This is a genomic window from Levilactobacillus mulengensis (assembly GCF_003946045.1).
Taxonomy (GTDB): domain Bacteria; phylum Bacillota; class Bacilli; order Lactobacillales; family Lactobacillaceae; genus Levilactobacillus; species Levilactobacillus mulengensis.
On record NZ_RHNW01000002.1, the window covers coordinates 134,924 to 154,880 of the forward strand.

Sequence of the window (19,957 nt, forward strand, 5' to 3'; positions counted from 1 at the left end):
CCTACACTATCAATACCGAGCTTACTGTCACACAGCCATTTAGCTGGTTACACACTGACCCACTAATTCTCCCAGTCACTTATCTTTTTCGATTAGTTTTTACCCGACACGATTAACATGAGTCGGGTCATAATTTTTATATTTTAACGGAAAACCATTAGAATTTGGCGGCAAAAACGGGCAAATATCACCGTCTTCAAAAATTTATTTTGTTATATTACGAAGCGGGTCAACCGCCCGCACACCAGTCAACCAGCCTAACTTCCTGGTTGCTCAATCATTTGCCATTCATGCAGGCATCTTCCAACATCCCCGTGAACAGCAAACGAACTAAATTAGCTTACCACTTCCAACCCAATTGGTCACTAACCAGGTCCGACCAATTACATGAGCCACCCCAAATTCCAGCAAAAAAGGCAAAATCACTGCGCCCAAACTGACGAAGCAATTTTGCCTTTCAATTTAAAATTTAACAACCAGTTATAATCCAAGACCTGCCAGTAAAGTTGACCACGCAGCTAACAACTAGTATCAGCCGTGAGGTCGGCGAAAATTGGCTCAGCCGTGGGATTCTGCGAGGATTTTTCTCGCAGAATGGCGACTTTGAAACTCGTTCTTTGAGGTTCAAAGCGAGCTCGAAGACCGCTTCTCAGGCTTCGGGCGTCCTCCCCACCGCGTTCCGGCCAATTTTCGCCGACCGGTAAGGCGCGGTCGTCCACCATTTCTAAGCAGTGTGGTCGACTTTACGGGCCCAGAGGTCACCGAGAAGCTGGATAGCAAACACAATCACCAGAATAATCAGCATTGCCAGAATCGTAACATCACTTTCGAAGCGGCTGTACCCGACGTTGATGGCCAAGTTCCCTAAGCCCCCACCACCGATGGCACCGGCCATGGCGGTCAGGTCGATCAGACTGATCAACGTAAGCACGGACGAGCGGATGATGTCCGGCAGCCCTTCTCTGAGGTAGACGCGGAAAATAATGGCGATGGGACCGGAGCCAACTGATTCAGCGGCCTCAATCACCCCACGGTCAACTTCGGACAGGGCGTTTTGAATCTGCCGCGCGTAGAATGGCGCAGACCCAATCACCAACGGCACGATGGCGGCGGTGGTCCCGATAGCAGTCCCGACAATCAGCCGGGTCAGTGGTGCGATAACGGCCAGTAAGATCACGAACGGAATCGACCGGCACAGGTTAACGATCTTATCAAGAATGTTATAAACAATCCGATTTTCCAGGATACCGCCGGGTTGGGTCACAATCAAGCCAACCCCGATCGCCATCCCCAGAATCCCCGCCACAATCGCGGTAAAGAACGTCATGTACAGCGTTTCGCCGGTGGCCTGAAGAAAATCACTCTTCATGGTCACAGCATTCGGAAAATATTTTGCAAACCAAGTCATTTAGGCCACCTCCGGATCTGTTGGTTTTAAGTGCGTAATGGTGATACCGGCATCCTGACAGTACTGCCAAGCGGCCTGTAACTTGTCGGGATCCCCAGTCATGACAACAATCAGGTTCCCCAGCGGCGTGTCTTGAAGAATTTCCACATTCCCGTAAAGGATGTTAGACACCACGCCGTACCGTTTGTACAGGTCGGTAATCAGCGGTGCATCGGTGCTGGCACCCACGTACTGGAGTTGAACCAACTGTTGATGGTCGTCCAGGCCCAAGGTACGCGCCTGCTTGTAAATCTTTTCAAGCGCTTGATTGATCTGCGTTGCGGTATTAATGAAGTCCTGCGTCAATGGCTTTTCGGGACGGCTAAAGATGCTGACCAGGTCACCGCGTTCGATGATTTCACCATCATCCATGACGGCCACTTTGTTACAGATTTCCTTCACGGCTTCCATTTCGTGGGTGATGAGGACCACGGTCAGGCCTAATTGCCGGTTCAACCGCTTCAACAATTCCAAAATGGATGAGGTAGTCTTGGGGTCCAAGGCACTCGTCGCTTCGTCACTGATCAGAATCTCGGGGTCATTGGCCAGGGCCCGCGCAATGGCGACCCGCTGCTTTTGCCCACCGGACAGTTGGGCTGGGTAATCCTCAGCCTTTTCCGTCAAGCCAACTAGGTCCAAGAGATGGGCCACCTTTTGTTGGCGTTCCTCATGCGACAACTCGCCGCCCTTTAAGGGGTAGCCCACGTTGTCGGCAATCGTCCGGGAGGCCATCAAATTAAAGTGTTGGAAGATCATCCCAATTTTCGTCCGGGCAACCCGGAGTTCCTTGGGCTTGAGTGCCAAAATATCTTGACCATTAACCTCGACAGAACCGGCTGTTGGCCGTTGAAGGCGGTTAATGACCCGCACCAACGTACTCTTCCCGGCGCCGGAATACCCGACGACCCCATAGATGTCCCCGCGGTTGACCGTCAATGAAACATTTTTGACGGCGGTCACGGTTTGACCCTTATTATGGAAGGTCACGTCGATATCTTTTAACTGAATAATCGCTTCGTTAGTCACAGACTTCATTCTCCTTACTCGCCAATGCCGGCAGTTTCTTCATTAATATGTTTAAACAGATACTTGTTTCGCCTTCCGGACGGTTTAAAATGGACCGGAACGCTGTAGGCGGACACCTGAAGCCAAAGTACGGTCTTCAGGTTTACTTTGAACCTCAAAGACCGAGTTTCAAAGATACCAATTTTCTAAGCGGTAAATCGCTAAGAAAATTCCTACGGCTGAGCCCATTTTAAACCGTCCTCCAGGCTGATACTGATTTAACCAATTAGTAACGTTGGTATCTTCACTATCATTTAACTTTCTTCCAATAGCTTAACCGCCGCCTCCTAAACTAATGAGACGGCGGCTAAGTAGACCAATGTGATCAGCCAGATTAGTGAAAATGTGATCGACCGTATGAGTGACCAGAGGCGGGCCAAGGTGGCCAGCTGTGTCGATGGCATTAGCTGAGTGATTTTCTCAGCTTAGGCCCATGGGTCGACCTTTGAGACCGCTTCTCAGGCTCAAAGTCGAGGCGGAAGACCGCTTCTCAGGCTGGAGCCGGACCCCATAGCAGGCCACCTTGAGCCCGCCGCCGGGAACGGACACGTTCGCTTTCATTTTCACTACTCTAGAAACATTGATCTCGTATATTACCAAGCTGGGATGGTTAAGCCGTGGTAGTACTTCTTCAACAACTTCTTCGTTGCTTCAGTCTGGTAAGCCTTCACGATCTTCTTGTAGGTCTTGTTGTTCTTGTCAGACTTGTTAGTTGCGATGATGTTGATGTAAGGAATGGAAGCCTTGTTGATCTTTTCCTTGAAGATGGTTTCGTTGTTTGGCAGCTTAGCTTCGGCAGCGAATTCGTTGTTGATAACGGCACCCGTGGCGTCGGTCAATGACCGTGGCGTTTGGGCAGCATCAACGGCGGTGATCTTCAAGTTCAACTTGTTTTGCGTGATGTTCTTAGGCGTGGGTAATTCAACCTTGGAATCAACCTTGATCAAGCCAGCGGACTGCAGTAAGTGTAAGGCCCGGCCTTCGTTGGTGGAGTCGTTAGGAATGGTGATTTGGTCACCCTTCTTGATGGCTGAAACGCTCTTGACCTTCTTGGAGTACAGGCGTAGCGGTGCGCGGACAGTCTTACCGATGGAAACGATGTCCGTCTTGTGTGCCTTGTTCCATTGATCCATGAAGTACGTGTGTTGGAACGAGTTCAAATCAATTTCGTGGTTAGTCAACGCAGCGTTGGGCTGGTTGTAATCGGTGAAAGTGACCAACTTGATGTTGATGCCTTGCTTCTTTAGCTTTGATTGGATAGGTTTCCAGATTTTTTCATCAGAACCCATGATCCCAACCTTAACCGTCTTGTTACTGCTGCTAGACTTACCACAGCCGGAAACAATTAACAGTGGAATCAACAATAATAAGAGCCAACTAAAATGCTTAAATGATTTCTTCATACTCAGTAATCCCCTTTGTTTTTAAACTATTATCCTCATCTAGATAAACGCCACGATTGAAAAATGCGACCAAAAGAAAAAGTCCGCTCCTAAATTAATAGAAACGAACTTTGTCGTGGTACCATTCTAATTCAAGTCAGGTTAAAGACACCCGGCTCCTCATTAACACTCGCCAGCTTGCGCCTTGAAGTGCGTGCACGATAATGAGTGCCGGACATTACCACCTCATCGCAAGGACTCAGTGATACCAATTCATTTCAGGCCATCTTCACCCCGCCGTGGGTTACCCGCTTTCAGCAAATCGCGAGCTCTCTTGAAACCATTAACGGTGGTTACTCTCCTGATCACATTGTTTTTTCAATCGCTTAATTTATCTGTAAGTCTAATGCAACTTTAATTGGGTGTCAAGACAAAGTTGATATAAATTTATTCATAACGAACCGCATGATACCGGGATTCCCTAATCAATGTCTGGCAGAAACCGGTTGCGGTCTAAATAAATTTCTCACCTAAATTTCACTTAGTCGTCGATAATTTGCTCGCGCAAGAGCCCCGCCGCTAGCAAAAACATGTGGGTCACGACCGGACCAACAAAACTAAAGCCGCGGCGTTTTAAATCCTTGGCGACTGTGCTACCGATGCCCGACTGATTGGTCAGCATATCCCGGGTCACCGCCGGCAATAACAATGGCGTGCCGTTCACAAATTCCCAGAGGTAGGCACTAAAACTCCCAAACTCCTGTTGGACTTGTACGATGGCGCGAGCGTTGTGGATGGTCGCCCGAATCTTTCGCCCGTTGCTGATCATCTCTGGGTCGCTGGCAATCCGTTCGCCGTCAAGTTCATCCTCGAAGCCAGCCACTCGCTGCGGGTCCATCCCCGCAAACAGCCGCCGGTAAACGGGTAACTTGCTGGCAGCCGCCTGCCAACTCAACCCAACTTGAAAAACGCCGACCGTCAGAAGTTCATACAACACGTGGTCATCATGCGTGGGCGTGCCAAAATACGCTTGGTACTCCTGAGTTCCAGCGCTATCCCAAACGTGCCCATCATCCGGTCCAATTGCCATGTCGCCATCCCCTCTCACTTTTATAATACCACGCGGAAGACACAAAAAAGCTCTCGGATTTTACAACCCGAGAGCCATTACCCAACAACGCGAATTACCGGGATTTTCGAATGTACCCGACCATGGGTACACGTCTACGGCAACCATCATACCATGAACCGGAATAATTTGAAAGCTAATCATTGCCATTCGTCCGCTCACGCCACAAAAAATCCGATTTCGCTAGCGTTTGGTCTAGCAAAACCGGATTAGTTGAAAATTGCTGTAACCAAGCCCCATGCCTACTCACCGACGTTAGCCCACCTAAGTCAGTCTCGAGAAAAGCTAGCGACCTGGTTCTTTCCAGATGATTGGAAATAGCAGTTGTATCCCAAATTTAGTTACGCTACATCTGACGTCAGTAGTGTTAGTAGTATCCACTGACTCCTGCACAGAAAATGATTAACACTATCCACACTGAATAGATACAAACACATGACGTAGAAGAAACTATCAACTAACGCGTTGAACCAATCTTAGCCGTGAGGGCGGGAGAAATGGTAACTTTGTGACTCATCCCTTAGAAGCTCAAAACAAGTCTGAGTCAAAACTTCTGCGGATAACCTAATCACCAAATTCTACCAAAGCTATGATCAAAAACTCACTTGCGCCTGGCTAAATCAGTGTGAGCCGCAAGGCTGGTGAAAATGGACTCAGCCGTGGGAATTCCCTTAGCAACGGTCTGGGTTGCTTAGGGAATTGATATCTTTGAGACTCGTTTTTTCGAGGCTCAAAGTAAGCTCAGAGACCGCTCTTTGGCTCTGGGCGCTCGCCCACCGCGTTCCGGTCCATTTTCACCAGCCTGGAGGCGCGGTTACCACACCGTTTAGCTCAGTAGCCAGAGATTATTTGATATAAGCGTATTTGTAGCTCCACTGGGTGCCCGCCGTGTTGTGGATAATTCCCTTAACATCGGACCGTGTCAGGTAAGCGTAGTTCGCCTGGTACAAAGGCGTGAAGCTCTGCGTCTTGTTCACCAGCTTGGCTGCCTGAACCATGTCTTGCCAACGTGCCTCATCGTTGCCGGCATCTTGGTTCTGTGCCTTGTCGATCAGCGCATCGTATTGCTTGTTGGACCACTTGCCGTAGTTCAGCGAGTTCGAGCTGACCGGAATCTGCAGGAAGGAAATGGGATCGTTGAAGTCGGCCCCCCAGTGAGACAGGTAGAGGTCAAAGTCGCCATTGGTTGACCGTGATTGGGCCACGGAAGCCGGCACGTTTTGAATTTTCAGGTCAAAGCCTTTCAGATTCTTTTCCAGTGCGCCCTTTAAGTATTGGGTCACGGTGCTGGCCGCCACGTCATCGTTACCGGCCATGATACTCAACTCAACCTTCTTAACGCCGAGTTCTTTCAGCCCAGCCGCCCACTTTTGCTTGGCCAAAGTGGGGTTGTACGTCGTCGTGTTCTTGACCTTCTGCTGGCTGGCAAAGTCCTTGCCACTCTTAGGGTCACGCGCTAGGCCACTGGCAACAAAGCCGGTTGGCGTCACGGATCCATCCCCCAGCACCTTCTTGGTCAGCTGACTGCGGTTGATGGATAACGCGATGGCCTGACGAATATTTTGATTATTCATGATCCGTCGCTTAGCCTTGTCAGCATCTTGGAAGTTGTATTTCAAATGAATCACGATGGAATACGGATATTGCTGGAATTCTTTGTCATTCTTGTAGTTCTTAACTTGCTCATTGGATAACTGCGCGAAATCGAGTTTCTTGTTCTGGTACAAACTCAGACCCGTTTGGGGATTCGTCACGACTTGATAATTAATCTTTTGCAGCTTAACGACCTTTTTATCCCAATACTGGTTGTTCTTCACAAAGGACCAGGTGTTGCCCGTCCCATTCCAGCCCTGAATCTTGAAGGGACCGCTGTAGACCATGTACTCGGACTTCGTGGCATACTTTTTGCCATATTTATCGATAACCTGTTTATTTTGTGGGGCGAATAACGGGTAAGCCATTAAAATTTTAAAGTAAGCGATGGGCTTATCCAGCTTGATGACCACCGTTTGTTGGTTCTTGGCGTGAATCCCGATGGTGCTAGGCTTAGCCTTACCGGCGATAATCTTGTCGCCATTTTTAATCCCAGAAAACATCGTCATGTAGGACGATTTGGTGGCTGGCGTTAACGTCCGCCGCCAAGAATAAACGAAGTCCTGGGCGGTAATCTTGTCGCCGTTGCTCCACTTGGCGTTGTCACGAATGTGGAACGTCCACGTTTTCTTATCCTTTGACATTTTTGCTGAATCCGCCAACCCTGGTGCAACCTGACCGTCCTTGCCTAACCGATAAAAACTTTCAAAAACGTTCCCCGTCTGGCCATAACCGGTGGCCTTGGCGAGGTCGATGGTGTCGAGTGCTGCCGTCGCTGGCAACCGCAAAACTTGTTGTGGCTTGGACGTTGCAGCAGTTTGGCCACAGGCAGCTAACCCCATACCAATTGCCAATACCGCTGCGACAAACCCAATCCCAGTCCATTTTTTCATAAGAAGTTTGCTCCCTTTTCCTCAAATTTTGGTGGCGTACAATCCGCAAAATTATGATTTAAAAACAGAAAAAACGGGCTACCGCCTTCACTTAACTCGTGAAAGCGGTAACCCGTTCGACACTGCCAACCTAGGTCGGCGCTATGTACTACTACGGTTTAGCCGGAAAATCACGAATTGAGGTAGCGCAAAAAGACACGTTACATTCGCAACATGCGGCAAGCAGTGATTTAACTTGAGTGGCGTTCTTCAACATCGTGATTTTCCTCCTTAACTTATTTTTTGTAATTAATTGGATTGTACAAGACCTAAGATACCCTCTTCCCCAGCGTTTGTCAAAGATAAAAATCGACGGCCGGCAGATTTCAAAAGCGGCGGGTAACATTCCGTGGTGGAAAAAGGTATACTTAAAATAAGTTTGACTAGTAGAAAGGATTTGAACGTATGGACATCGAACGTATGCTTGCTGAACTAACGTTACCGGAGAAGGCCGCTCTGGTTTCAGGAAAAAATAGTTGGTACACGGCCGCTATTGACCGGCTGGGCATCCCCGCCCTCATGATGACGGATGGCCCTTCCGGCTTACGGAAACAGACCGCCGATTCGGGTACCACGAACATTAACGACTCGGTTCAAGCGATTACCTATCCGGCTGCCGCGTTGAGTGCGAGCTCCTGGAATCGTGATCTTATGCACCAACTAGGTGAACACCTGGGTGACGAGGCTCGCGCAGAACAAGTCAGTCTGTTACTGGGCCCCGGCGTCAACCTGAAGCGTTCTCCCCTGGGTGGGCGTAACTTCGAATACCTGTCAGAAGACCCTTTGGTGGCTGGTGAATTAGGCAGCGCCTACGTTCAAGGGGTGCAATCCAAGCACGTCGGTGTCGCCGTTAAACATTTTGCCGCCAATAACCGCGAAAATCAACGGTTCACGGCCTCCAGCGACATGGACCAACGGACGCTGCGCGAACTTTATTTACGCACGTTTGAAATCATCGTCAAGGCCGCTTACCCTGCCACGATGATGACCTCTTATAACAAAATTAATGGCACGCTGAACTCCCAAAATCGCCGGTTGCTCCGCAGCATCTTGCGTGACGAATGGGGCTTCCACGGCGCGGTCATGTCCGACTGGGGCGCCGTCGCTGACAACGTCCAGGCCTTACGTGCCGGGCTGGATTTGGAAATGCCAGGTCAGGGCCAAGCTTCCGTGGACAACATTATTCGCGCCGTCGAAACCGGCGAACTGGACGAAGGGACGCTGAACAAGGCGGTTCGGCACCTGCTGCACATCATTGATAATTGGTTACCTGCTGATCAAGCAGGCACCTATGACCACGCGGCCCATCACCAATTTGCCCGCAAATTAGCCGACGATGGCATCGTGCTCTTAAAGAACCGCCACGCTGAACTGCCACTGAATCCCAAGACGGCTGGTAAGGTGGTCGTCATTGGTGAGCTGGCCGATCAACCACGCTACCAGGGGTCCGGCAGTTCCCACGTCAATCCGACGAAGTTGACCACGCCATTAGCTGCGCTGCAAGCCAGCGACCTCGAGGCCAACTACTACCCCGGTTACCGGCTGGATCAGAGCGAAACGGATGACAGCTTAGTCGAAGCCGCCATCACCGCCGCCCAGGACGCCGATCACGTCATTATTTTCGCCGGCTATCCTGAAAATACGGAATCGGAAGGCTTCGACAAGACCTCGCTGATGCTCCCCGAAAATCAAGGCGAATTGATTGGCCGTCTGTCAAAGATCAGCGACCACGTCACGGTCGTGCTCCAAAATGGTTCCGCGGTCGAAATGCCTTGGATTCATGGCGTCGACGCCGTTGTCGAAACTTATTTGGCCGGTGAAGCAGTCGGTGAAGCGACCTGGGACATCATCACCGGTGCCGTCAACCCGTCCGGTCACTTGGCCGAGACCTTCCCGCAACGTTTGACCGATACCCCAATGGCCCCAACATTTGGACAGGACCCGCATCACGAATACTACACGGAAGGCATGTTCATGGGCTACCGTTACTACGACACCCACGAAATGCACGTGCTCTTCCCATTCGGCCATGGTCTCAGCTACACGACCTTTGAATACACCAATTTGGCCGTCGACGAAAACGAACACGGCGCGACCATCACCTTTGACCTGACCAACACGGGCGACCGCGCCGGTCAAGCCGTGCCACAACTCTACGTGGCCAACCACGCCTCGCACGTGCCAATGCCAACCAAGGAACTGCGCGCCTTCACCAAGGTCGCCGTAGCGCCTGGCGAAACCAAGGCCGTGACCTTAAAGCTCAACCGACGTGACTTTAGCTGGTGGTGCGAAGGCAAGTCCCGTTGGCAAGCCGATTCCGGCGACTATGAATTAATGGTCGGCGATTCCTCGCGCGATATCCGGTTACAAACCAAGTTGACCATGGACTTTAAGAATTCCCCTGCCCCCGTGACAGCTGAAACTTACCTGTCCACGATTGTCAGAGATCCGCGTCTGCAACAAATCTTCAAGGAGACGGTCCTGGCACCCAAAAATACCAACGGGAACAACTTCTTAGCAACGACCGACGAGCATGGCAACGTGGTCCTACTCCAAGATCAAATGTTCCTGAACATGCCACTGCGGGCGGTCATTGCGCTCGGCGGTCCGGCTGATTTGATTCACGATTTCATTAACGCCGCTAACAAGCGATAACCACGACAAAAATAGACGAGGTCCTAACGTTGTTTAAGCGTTAAGACCTCGCCTTTTTCGTGTTCATTTCGCTTAACGATTCAGTGGCAAGACCATATCCAAGTGGGGAATCCCCGTTTCCAGGTAAACCTCGCTAGTGGGCGTAAACCCAAACGAAGCGTAAAACTTTTGCAGGTAGGCTTGGGCCTGAATCACAATCTGTTGGGCCTGCGGATAGGTCTCTTTAGCGGCAGCAATGGCTTCGGTCACCAACTCACGACCAGCGCCATGTTTCCGTTCCGAAGCGGCAACCAGGACCCGGCCAATGCGGACCTGATTGGGCTCCGGAATTAATCGCGCGTAGGCCAACACCTGACCCGCATCGTCCGTCCGGAACAGGTGCTGCGCAATCAGATCATCATCGTCAACTTCCTGATAGACGCAGTCTTGTTCCACCACAAAGACCGCCACCCGTAACTGGTAGATACGGAAGAGTTCCGTGGTCGTTAGTTCAGCAAAACTTTTTTGACTAAAACCCATTTAATTCAGCTCCTAGTTCAACGCACTAATGTGTGGTTGGTGGTCCAATGGATATTCCACGGGTGTATCCCAGTCGTTTAGCATTTCGTCAGTCATTTTAACGCCTTGCAGTTCCAAATTATCATAGGGTTCCATGAAGTAGGACCGCTCAGTCAGGTTGGCGTAGGCCCGGTATTGCGTGTAGTCGCTGTGACCATCGGCCTTTAGCTTGACCCCCTTAGGAATCGTGACGCTATCCATTAGGTGTTGTAAGAGGTTCAGGGTCGTCGGCGTATCGTCCGTCTTGATGCTGAAATGCTTGTTGTAAACCGTCCGAACAAAGCGGGATGGTGACGTGTAGTCGCCGGGAAGGCCCAACGCGCCAGTCCCAGGACCCTGAGTGGCCAACTCAAAGCCTTCGTAATCATGCAAAGGCACATCGGCAGCTTGTAGCGTGCCATAAGTGCTGAGGTTTTGTAAATGCCAACTCAATTGTGGTGAATTGGCCATGACCCCAACCGGATCATCAATCAAATGAATATCATGACTGGTGGCTTCGAGTACGGCGGTCGCCCCCGTCGGATCACTGAAGATAAAGTGCAGTGGCGCCGTGATGCCGAGCAAGGCAACCGGGATGTCCAAGAGTTGAATGTGCTTGACCAGTTCACGCAGGTCAGCCACGCTCTTGGCGTTGCCCAAAGCCCAGGCCGTCACGTCATGTGGCGCTAAGCCCAACTTATCAGCTGGTGCGCTTGCTTCATACTTCGCGTATTGTGAAAAGTACAGCGCGGCTGCCCCAAGACCATATTCATTCACGCCATCAACAAAAATGTAATGGCTCAGGTTCCGACCGGCCCCGACGAAGCCATACTTCGTAGTGAAGGTCCCCGCATCCCCTTGAATCTGTTGGTTCCGCGGCATAAAGATGGGTTGACCACCCAGTTCAAACGCAAAATCCATGGTCCGGGCTAAAAATTGATCGCCCCGGCTGTTCTCATAGGTCAAACTCGTACACATTGAAAATCATCCCGTTTCTAATATAGTTACCCATTATTCTAAACCATCAAAATCCGTATTGCACGGATAATCGTTAAAACTATAACCAATTATGCCAATTTGTTTAAAAACTTCATTTGACGTCCACTAGCCATTTAGGCCACCAACTGTTTGGTTCACGGATGATTCACCCGCAAAGTTAGGGCAACTTATGAAGCTGAACGGCTTAACGTCCCGATTTTTACCCACCAGCGTGCCATTAGCTTTCTATTGCATCCAGTTCCTGCTAGGGTTGCCCCAGAGAATAGAATTGTCATTTAACCCAAGCCTAGTGGAAATGCCATGCCATTTTCCTGGGGACTCGTATTGAGTGTGTCGTTCTTGTGAGGTACTGGCTAAGTTAAGCACGCTAGCAGCATCTCGGCGGCACGTTGCGGCACCTCTTCAACTATTCTCCTGTGACTCGGCAAAAGGAGGTCTTGGATAACAAGCAGTCCAAGACCTCTTTTGTCTGGAAAAAAACGTTATTCCGCGGCGTGATACCGAATCGTACTCTCTCCATTACCATTGGCAATCACTTGTAATTGGTTTTCAACTTGGTCACGGAGTTCACTCACGTGGCTAATGATACCAATCATCCGGTGCTTCCCCTCAATCGTTTCCAATGATTCCAGCGCCGTCATTAAAGCATCTTCATCCAATGATCCAAAACCTTCATCAATGAACAGGGCATCGACGTCGACACTCCCCGTAGTCTGCTGGATAACTTCACCTAAGGCTAAAGCTAACGCTAACGAGGCAATAAAGCTTTCACCCCCGGATAGCGTATGCACGCTCCGTTGTTCACCCACGTGATCATCATAGACGTTGATTTCCAGGCCGGACCGCTTCTTAGAGTTCGCCTGGGATTCATCAATCACGAATTGATACCGCCCGTTGGTTAATTGCTTTAACCGATGATTACCGACCTGTAAGATTTGGCGTAAGTAGGTTTGGAGCACATACCGTTCCAACCCTAACTTACTGTTGGGTCCATCCCCGTTGACCACGCCACTGAGTTCGGTCAGCTCCTGCGTCGTTTGCATGGCCGCAGCCTGCTTATCCACTTGCGTCTGTAATTGCTGGGTGTGCGTGGTGTTAAATTCAAAGAGATTTTGTAATTGCCGTTGCTGTTCCTGGAGGTCCGTCATCTGGGCCTTGGCCTGAGCCAGGGCGGCCTGAGTCTTCTCCCGGTCCGGCGTTGGCTGATCCTTCGTACGGGCAACCAGGTCCGCAATAGTCGCGGCTAGGCTGTCCTGGCGTTTGTCAAAGGCGGCCAGTGTCTGCCGCTTAGTCGCTAACGTCCCAACTTCCGCTAGAGCTGTTTGGACCTGTTCGACCACAGTCTCATCAGTTGCACCGAAATGTTCTGTCAAAAGCTTTGCGACGACAGTCCGGGCCTGGGTCAGTCTTTCTTGACTGGTCTGCACTTCTTCGTCGGCCTGCGTTAAGCGGGACTTTGCCACGGCTACTTGATTTTCTGCCTGTTGCACAGCCGTGTTCACCGCGTCCAAGGTCTGCTGGTCGGCCTTCACTCGTGCCCGTAAATCAGTGAGCTGTTGCATAAATTCTGCTAGCGTTGAGGCTTGATCCGGTAATCGCTTCACCTCTGTCGCCAGTTCAGCGCTCAGCTTAGCCTGCTGCGTTTGTTGATCATGCACAGCTTGCTCAGCCGTCTGCACCTGCGTTTGCAGGGTGGCGGCCGCTGTGGCCAACGTCTTCATTTGCTGTTGCGCCCGGTGTAAGGCTTGTCGCTCTTGTTCATTCTTAGCTTCTGCTTGTTGATAGTCTCGCTGGGCCGACTGTTGTTGCTGGGTGAGCTCGGCAAGCGTGGTCGTGGTTGGTTGTTCTAGAGCCGCTTGTAACTCGGCTAGTTGGACGGCCTGGGTCGCGGCTTGCTCCGTGACGCGTTGTTGCCAACTAGCTAATTGAGCGGCGACCTCACTGGCCTGCTTTTCTAACCGATCCGCTTGCGCTTGAATCTCCTTAACGGCATCTTCCGACACCGTAGTCGCTGTCGTTGTCGCTGCTGGATGGGGATGATGTTCCGACCCACAGACCGGACAAGGCGTGCCTTCGGTCAGCTGGGCACTCAGTTCGGCAATTTGACTCCGTAAGAAGGCTTGGTAGCTGGCATCGGCGGCCGTCCGCTTTTCCTTAGCGGCTGTCTGGGCCGTCTGCACCTGCGCCTTTAAACTGGTTGCCTTTTGCTGACTGGTTGTGAGTTGGTGGTCAGCCTGTTGCACGGTTGCCAATTGCTTTTCGCTTGCCTGCAACTGAGCGTCACGCTGGGTCAGCTGATTTTGCTGGTCGAAAATAGCCGGCTGCTGATCCAAGACCTGTTGCTGAGCCAGCTGAGCCGCTTTATTTTCATCAAAGGCGGTTCGAATCTCTTTGAGACGCGCCTGGGTTTGATCAACCTGTTCTTGCGCGAGGTGCCTTTGTTGGGTTAATTCAGCCACGTGTTGGTAGACCGGAATCAGTTCCTGTTGTTGGGCTAATTGATCATTTTCTTGCTTGATTTTTTTAGCCAGCGGTTGCTGTTTCTGTTGCTCAGCGACGGCTACCTGGTGCTTCTGCTTAGCCGACTGTAAGGCCGTTGCCGCCCGCTCACTGGCCTGTTTCCGCTGTTGGAGCGTTTGCTGAGCCTGCGTTTGCTCTTGCCACTGGGGCTGAATCTGTTGCGCCCAATCCAGCTCAGCAATTCGCTGCTTCAGCGCCTGCATGGCCGGTTGTTGCTGGGTCAATGCTTGTTGTTCCTGCTGCCGATCCGCGAGTCGCTTACGATCGGCCAGTAAGACTGATTCTTGCTCATCTTGCCGGACCAATTGACTGTGCAATTGATCTGCTTGCTTGAGTTGGGTGGTGACCGCAGTCCGTTGGGTCTTGGTCGTGGCTTGCTGCTCGGCCATTAACGCTAAAATATCGGTCGTTTGTTGATTAGCCAGCAAACTAGCGGCTTTCTCTTTATTTTCAGTTGTCCATTGCAGCTCACCCCGTAACCGGTCAAGGGTCGCCGCCGTCTCCTTATTCGCCGCCTCATTTTGCCGAAGCTGGCGCTTGAGGAGGTCCGTCCACCGCGCAAAGATGGTGGTATTAAATAGTTGTTCCAAAACCACGGCCTTGTCTTCACTAGGGGCAATCAGGAACCGGCGAAACTGGCCTTGTGGAAGTAGGACGATTTGGGCAAACTGCTTGCCGTCCATCTGTAACAAGTCCTGCAGATAATCGCGAACCTGGCCTTCTTTCGTCAACTGTGTGATTTCCGTATCGTTCTCAAAAACGGTCAATGTCACGCTGGCCGCGGCCTCCGTCAATCCGGTTCCTCGCTTCTTGGCTAAAACCTGCGTGGGTTCCCGCACAATTTCATAGGACCGATTCCGGTGAGTAAAGGTAAACGTGACCCGTGTCTGGTCCGTGTGGGTCGCAAAGTCGGAGCGCATGGATTTGGCTTCCCGGTCGACACCAGAGGTCTGGTTAAACAACGCGTAGCACATGCCATCAAAAATCGTGGTCTTCCCGCTCCCGGTTTTCCCACTGATCAAGAACAACGGGGTAGCGGAAAATTTCGTAAAATCAACCGTTTCATCCCGGTAAGGACCAAAGTATTCTAAGTGTAAAGTGACGGGACTCATTCGTCTGCCTCCTTTTCTGCAGCCTGCAAGGATTGCCGGGCCCATACCTGTTGCTGCGCCGTTAGGGGATGTTGGGTAACCTGCTCAAAGAAATCCCCCAACAACGTTAACGGATCTTGCTGGACTTGTTTCACGTCTAATTCATCCGGCGTCACATCAAGTTGGTTCACGCGGTTGAGCTCAATCACCCGGGGGAAGCGCGTCTTTAACCGCTGCATGACGTTCGTAATCGGCGTGGTGTCCGTTAAATTAACCGCCACAAAATCTTCTGGCGTGACCGCGTACGGGTGGTCCCGGTCCATCAGGTTGGTAAAGCTATCCTCCAAGACCACCAAATCATGCCACGGCTTCAGCGGCTCAAAGGTCACTGAGACCGGCGTCTGATCCGTATCAATAATCCAAACGCCCTTCGTGTCGGCCGCCTCACTAGTCGAAAATTTCAGGGGTGACCCACTGTATTTAACAGTCGGCTCGTTTTGCAGGGCTTCTTTCCGGTGTAAATGTCCCAGCGCGACATAATCAAACGGCGCTAACATATCCACGGGCACGGCATTTAACCCGCCGACCTGGACCAAGGTCTCCGAATCCGAGTGATTGCTGCCCGCCGCAAAGAAATGCGCAATCAGCACGTGCTTCTTCGTGGCATCAAATTTTGCCTGCATGGCGGCAACTAGCCGTTCCATGGCCTGGTTAACCGTTCGAATCGATTCGTCGTCAAAAAATTGGCGCGCCTGAACGGGTTCAAAGTAGGGCAACAAGAAAAATTGTGTATCCTGCAGTGTCACCGGATTTAACGCGTCCGCCAACCGGGTTCGTAGGAAAAAGTCCGTGCTGGCAAACCACTCCTGACCGTAACCCAAGCGCACGCCAGAATCGTGATTCCCGCTAATCGCTAACAACGGCAGTTTTTCTTTGCGATTCAGGTCAACCAACATGTTGGTCAACGCCGTTACGGCCGGCTCGCTAGGGAGTGCTCGGTCGTATAGATCCCCGGCAATTACGACGGCATCGACCCTTTCTCGCTTAGCAATCGCCTTAATCTGCTGGTACGCATCCTCCTGCTCGGGAATCAAATCATATCCATGAAGTTTCTTGCCAATGTGCCAATCTGCTGTATGTAAAAAACGCATGATTCTGCCCTCTTTCTATTGGTTCTCTGGTGCCCAGTCACAGCTCAACAGGTGGTCATTCACCAAGCCCGCCGCCTGTAAAAATGAATACGTTGTGGTTGGCCCGACAAATTTAAAGCCGCGTTTCTTCATTTCACGGGAAATGTGTTGCGCCAAATCCGTGGTTGCTGGTAGCTGGGTATCACTCGCAATGGCGTGACGAATCGGTTTGCCATCAACAAAGTTCCACAGCCACGCGCTAAACGTGCTCCCCGCTGGCCAATTTAAAATGACCCGCGCATTGTTAATGGTTGCCATTAATTTCTGGCGATTCCGAATGATCTCGGCGTCTTGTAACAGCCGTTCGATATCGGCAGCGGTCATGGCAGCGACCCGCTTTAGGTCATAATTGTAAAAATCCCGTTGAAAAGCGGCGCGCTTATTTAACACGGTCTGCCAGCTGAGTCCCGCTTGATAGGTCTCCAAACAAAGCAGTTCAAAGAGCCGTTGTTCCTCGTGTTCTGGCCGGCACCATTCTTCGTCATGATATCGTTCCATCTCAGGTGAAGACGTGGCCCAATCACATCGTTTAACCATTGCTTTCCCTCCAATTTTGCTTCTGAAACTACTATACCAGATTCCCGATTCAAGACCAAACAAATGTTCTACTAATGCTATTTTGAAACCGGGTCCAACCCCGGTATTAACGAGTTCTATTATCAATATTTACTGAACCTTTAATTCTTGACCCCACGCGACGTTTGGCCTATGCTATTGTAAATACGAATTGTTTTGGGGATTATTAAGGGAGGTTAACATCATGCGCAGATTTCACCACGTTCGCGCGCGTTCACTGACGATGGCTGTTGCGGCAGCCCTCATCGTGGCGCCCGCTGTTACCACTAGTACCGTCACCGCCCAAGCCGCTAGCGTCAACCCATCGGCTGCTACACTAAAGAAGTCCAAAGGCTATTACCAGAAACACGCCAAGGCCCTGGGGAAACGCTACAAGCTCGCCTACGACGCCCAGACGGCCCTCAAGAAAAATGGTAAAGCAGTGGTCTACGTGAAGACCAAGGATAAAACCTTAAAGAAGAGCGTCACCATTGCCATGGCTTACTGGAACAACAAGTTAGGCAAGAAGGAATTCACGCAAGGTTCCAAGAAGAATCATACACTGACCTTCTCCGTTTCTAAGTCCGCCGCCACCAAAAGTGATCAGAGTGACGCCTGGTGGACGCCAGCGAAGAAGCAACTGCAGATTCGCTCGTCCTTCTACACGGCGGCCAAACAAGACATTGGTACCGCAATGACCAACCAGTTGAACGACGCCTTCTACAACCAATATTCTAGTACCGTTAAGAGTAAAGCGAAAGCGAATTTAGAAGCTGAAGGCATTGCCACTACGGATGAAAGTTACGATGAATTATTCAACGCAGAGGCCGCCCGTGTGGAAGAGGCCCTGCCGTCCTACGCCGTCTTGAAGAAAGATGTGGCCCTGGTCCGCGCGACGTTAGCCAACGAAGGTCGCAAGTACCAGTACGCCAGCACGATTGCCCACGAACTCGGTCACGTGCTGGGCCTGAACCACTCCCCGAAGAAAGCTGATTTAATGTACTTTGAGAGTGGCAGTTCCAACGTTTACAGCTACAAAAAGGTCAAGGCCGGTCTGTCCAAATACAATCCAATTACCAAGACGGATAAGAACCGGGCCAAGTTAGCCATCAAAATTTATACGGCCGTACACTAATTAACTGCGTCAAAAGTTGCTGATTATTTTTCTAATCGGCAACTTTTTTTCCGAAAATTATCTCGTCTCAAAATAAATAGCGGTTGGCATCCCCGATGTCGACTGACCTAAACGGAGGAACTTAGTAAATTGACTAAATCAACGCGCAGCTGGATTGGACTAACCGCCCTTTCTCTCGGGGTCTTCATGGCCCTGCTAGATGTCACCATCGTCAACGTCGCCTTACCCACCATGGTCCGGGATTTCAATGAATCCTTTAACAATGTGCAATGGGTCTTAAACGCCTACTCCCTGGTTCTGGGGGTCACCCTCCTCATCGTTTCCAAGATTGGGGACATGTACGGGCTGAAACGTATCTTTGTGATTTCCCTGGCCATCTTTGTCCTGGCCTCGGCCGTTAACGGCATGGCACCTAACCTTCTCATCCTCGACATCGGCCGTGGGGTTCAAGCCCTCGGTGGCGCCGGGATGAATGCGCTCGCCATGGCCCTGGTCGCCGTCAGCTTCAAGGGAAGCAAACGGGGCGTGGCACTCGGAATCTTAGGTTCCATCATTGGGCTATCTTCAGCGTCCGGCCCCCTAGTCGGCGGTTACCTGGTCGCCCAATTCGGGTGGCGCTCAATCTTCTACGTGAACATCCCCATTGGCATTATTGCGATTATTCTAACCCTGATTTACGTGGATGAGGTGTCTGACCTGAGTCAAAATCATCAGATTGACTTTGCCGGCATGGCCTTATCCGCCGCAAGTTTATTCGCTTTAATTTACGGCTTGATTCTAAAGGAAAACCATCAAGACTGGCACTGGACGAGTCCCCAAATGTTGGGCTGGTTTGGCGCGGCCATTCTGTTCTTCATCATCTTCATCCTGGTTGAAGCACGTTTGAAACAACCGATGGTCAACCTGGCCATGTTCAAGAACCCCCATTTTGTGGGAACGGTCATGGTTGCCCTAGCACTGGGGGCCGGAATTTATTCCTACAATACTTACCTGACCGCCCTGATGCAAAACTACATGGGCTACTCGGCGTTGCAAGCCGGGGTTCGGCAATTAACCATCAGCATTTGGTCCCTGATTCTCGGACCACTGACCGGGTACCTGGGTAACCGCTATTCTAAAAAATGGATGATCAGCGGCAGTCTCTTCCTGGGCGGTATCGGCTTCCTAATGCTAGCCAATGCCATGACCATTCACGTCTCCTTCGCCGAGTTGTGGCCGGGCATGGTGCTCATGGGGATCACGAACGGGATGGTCAACCCACTCCTGAACAGCACCGGGATGGAAGGCGTCCCCGTTCGTGAAATGGGGATGGCCTCTGGCTTGATCAACGTCTTTCGTCAAATTGGGGTGACCTTAGGAATCGTTAGCCTCGGACTCGTTCAAAATAACGTTTACCAAACCTATTTGGCCGCGCACTTCAACCAGATCAATATGCCCCACAAGGCCGCAATCGCGATTCACCACGCCTTAGTTACCGCCGGGCCCTTCTCTGGTCACGGCATTGCCTTTAGCGCCCGGTTAGCCAAAATGCCGTTCGCCCACGCGATTCAGCAGACCGTGTGGCAAGCCTACGCTAACGGCACGCGCGCCGTCACATTGACTTCGGCCGGTATTGCCATCGTCGGCGCGCTCTGTGCCGCGATTCTGATGCGCAACCGCCAAACGAATCATGATTAAGCGTGGAGCCTGGGGTAATCCCAGGCTTCTTTCATTTGCCAATTTACACA

Annotated in this window: 13 protein-coding genes; 3 read left to right on the plus strand and 10 right to left on the minus strand. The window is 51.2% G+C overall.

Features of this window, described 5'->3' with window-relative positions:
- Nucleotides 1-724: 724 nt before the first annotated feature.
- From EKM84_RS02925 to EKM84_RS02945, 5 genes are all read right to left on the minus strand, one after another.
- The gene (locus EKM84_RS02925) at nucleotides 725-1,408 is read right to left on the minus strand and encodes a methionine ABC transporter permease (protein WP_125763487.1); all 684 of its coding nucleotides are present in this window, start codon (nucleotides 1,406-1,408) and stop codon (nucleotides 725-727) included.
- The gene (locus EKM84_RS02930; RefSeq protein ID WP_125763489.1) at nucleotides 1,409-2,473 is read right to left on the minus strand and encodes a methionine ABC transporter ATP-binding protein; all 1,065 of its coding nucleotides are present in this window, start codon (nucleotides 2,471-2,473) and stop codon (nucleotides 1,409-1,411) included.
- Between the two features lie 632 nt (nucleotides 2,474-3,105).
- Complete coding sequence (locus EKM84_RS02935; RefSeq protein WP_125763491.1) at nucleotides 3,106-3,915, minus strand: MetQ/NlpA family ABC transporter substrate-binding protein; 810 nt, start codon at nucleotides 3,913-3,915, stop codon at nucleotides 3,106-3,108.
- A gap of 520 nt (nucleotides 3,916-4,435) precedes the next feature.
- On the minus strand, nucleotides 4,436-4,984 hold the full coding sequence (locus EKM84_RS02940) for a DNA-3-methyladenine glycosylase I (RefSeq protein ID WP_125763493.1): 549 nt from the start codon (nucleotides 4,982-4,984) through the stop codon (nucleotides 4,436-4,438).
- Nucleotides 4,985-5,868: 884 nt separating this feature from the next.
- Complete coding sequence (locus EKM84_RS02945) at nucleotides 5,869-7,509, minus strand: peptide ABC transporter substrate-binding protein (protein WP_125763495.1); 1,641 nt, start codon at nucleotides 7,507-7,509, stop codon at nucleotides 5,869-5,871.
- A gap of 444 nt (nucleotides 7,510-7,953) precedes the next feature.
- Here EKM84_RS02945 and EKM84_RS02950 point away from each other — a divergent pair, with 444 nt between their 5' ends.
- Complete coding sequence (locus EKM84_RS02950; RefSeq protein ID WP_125763497.1) at nucleotides 7,954-10,203, plus strand: glycoside hydrolase family 3 C-terminal domain-containing protein; 2,250 nt, start codon at nucleotides 7,954-7,956, stop codon at nucleotides 10,201-10,203.
- Between the two features lie 72 nt (nucleotides 10,204-10,275).
- Here the strand turns inward: EKM84_RS02950 and EKM84_RS02955 are convergent, their stop codons facing one another.
- From EKM84_RS02955 to EKM84_RS02975, 5 genes are all read right to left on the minus strand, one after another.
- Nucleotides 10,276-10,722, minus strand: coding sequence for a GNAT family N-acetyltransferase (locus EKM84_RS02955; protein ID WP_125763499.1), 447 nt, complete (start codon nucleotides 10,720-10,722; stop codon nucleotides 10,276-10,278).
- A 12-nt stretch (nucleotides 10,723-10,734) separates the two neighbouring features.
- Complete coding sequence (locus EKM84_RS02960; RefSeq protein WP_125763501.1) at nucleotides 10,735-11,718, minus strand: choloylglycine hydrolase family protein; 984 nt, start codon at nucleotides 11,716-11,718, stop codon at nucleotides 10,735-10,737.
- 503 nt (nucleotides 11,719-12,221) lie between these two features.
- Nucleotides 12,222-15,371: an AAA family ATPase gene (locus EKM84_RS02965; RefSeq protein ID WP_125763503.1), complete on the minus strand. Its 3,150-nt coding sequence runs from the start codon at nucleotides 15,369-15,371 to the stop codon at nucleotides 12,222-12,224.
- Nucleotides 15,368-16,501, minus strand: a complete 1,134-nt coding sequence (locus tag EKM84_RS02970; RefSeq protein ID WP_125763505.1) for an exonuclease SbcCD subunit D — start codon at nucleotides 16,499-16,501, stop codon at nucleotides 15,368-15,370. The genes EKM84_RS02965 and EKM84_RS02970 overlap by 4 nt, the downstream gene beginning before the upstream one ends.
- 15 nt (nucleotides 16,502-16,516) lie before the next feature.
- A complete protein-coding gene (locus tag EKM84_RS02975; RefSeq protein ID WP_125763507.1) occupies nucleotides 16,517-17,077 on the minus strand; it encodes a DNA-3-methyladenine glycosylase I in 561 nt (186 codons plus the stop codon).
- 223 nt (nucleotides 17,078-17,300) lie between these two features.
- Between EKM84_RS02975 and EKM84_RS02980 the strand changes: the two genes are divergently transcribed.
- A complete protein-coding gene (locus EKM84_RS02980; protein WP_125763509.1) occupies nucleotides 17,301-18,230 on the plus strand; it encodes a matrixin family metalloprotease in 930 nt (309 codons plus the stop codon).
- A 129-nt stretch (nucleotides 18,231-18,359) separates the two neighbouring features.
- Nucleotides 18,360-19,907, plus strand: a complete 1,548-nt coding sequence (locus tag EKM84_RS02985) for an MFS transporter (protein WP_125763511.1) — start codon at nucleotides 18,360-18,362, stop codon at nucleotides 19,905-19,907.
- The last annotated feature ends 50 nt before the right edge of the window (nucleotides 19,908-19,957 follow it).

Coding starts and splice junctions, on each gene's coding strand:
- EKM84_RS02935 (WP_125763491.1), bottom strand. CDS start 3,915: ATGAAGAAATCATTTAAGCATTTTAGTTGGCTCTTATTATTGTTGATT.
- EKM84_RS02955 (WP_125763499.1), bottom strand. CDS start 10,722: ATGGGTTTTAGTCAAAAAAGTTTTGCTGAACTAACGACCACGGAACTC.
- EKM84_RS02940 (WP_125763493.1), bottom strand. CDS start 4,984: ATGGCAATTGGACCGGATGATGGGCACGTTTGGGATAGCGCTGGAACT.
- EKM84_RS02925 (WP_125763487.1), bottom strand. CDS start 1,408: ATGACTTGGTTTGCAAAATATTTTCCGAATGCTGTGACCATGAAGAGT.
- EKM84_RS02970 (WP_125763505.1), bottom strand. CDS start 16,501: ATGCGTTTTTTACATACAGCAGATTGGCACATTGGCAAGAAACTTCAT.
- EKM84_RS02965 (WP_125763503.1), bottom strand. CDS start 15,371: ATGAGTCCCGTCACTTTACACTTAGAATACTTTGGTCCTTACCGGGAT.
- EKM84_RS02945 (WP_125763495.1), bottom strand. CDS start 7,509: ATGAAAAAATGGACTGGGATTGGGTTTGTCGCAGCGGTATTGGCAATT.
- EKM84_RS02950 (WP_125763497.1), top strand. CDS start 7,954: ATGGACATCGAACGTATGCTTGCTGAACTAACGTTACCGGAGAAGGCC.
- EKM84_RS02975 (WP_125763507.1), bottom strand. CDS start 17,077: ATGGTTAAACGATGTGATTGGGCCACGTCTTCACCTGAGATGGAACGA.
- EKM84_RS02960 (WP_125763501.1), bottom strand. CDS start 11,718: ATGTGTACGAGTTTGACCTATGAGAACAGCCGGGGCGATCAATTTTTA.
- EKM84_RS02980 (WP_125763509.1), top strand. CDS start 17,301: ATGCGCAGATTTCACCACGTTCGCGCGCGTTCACTGACGATGGCTGTT.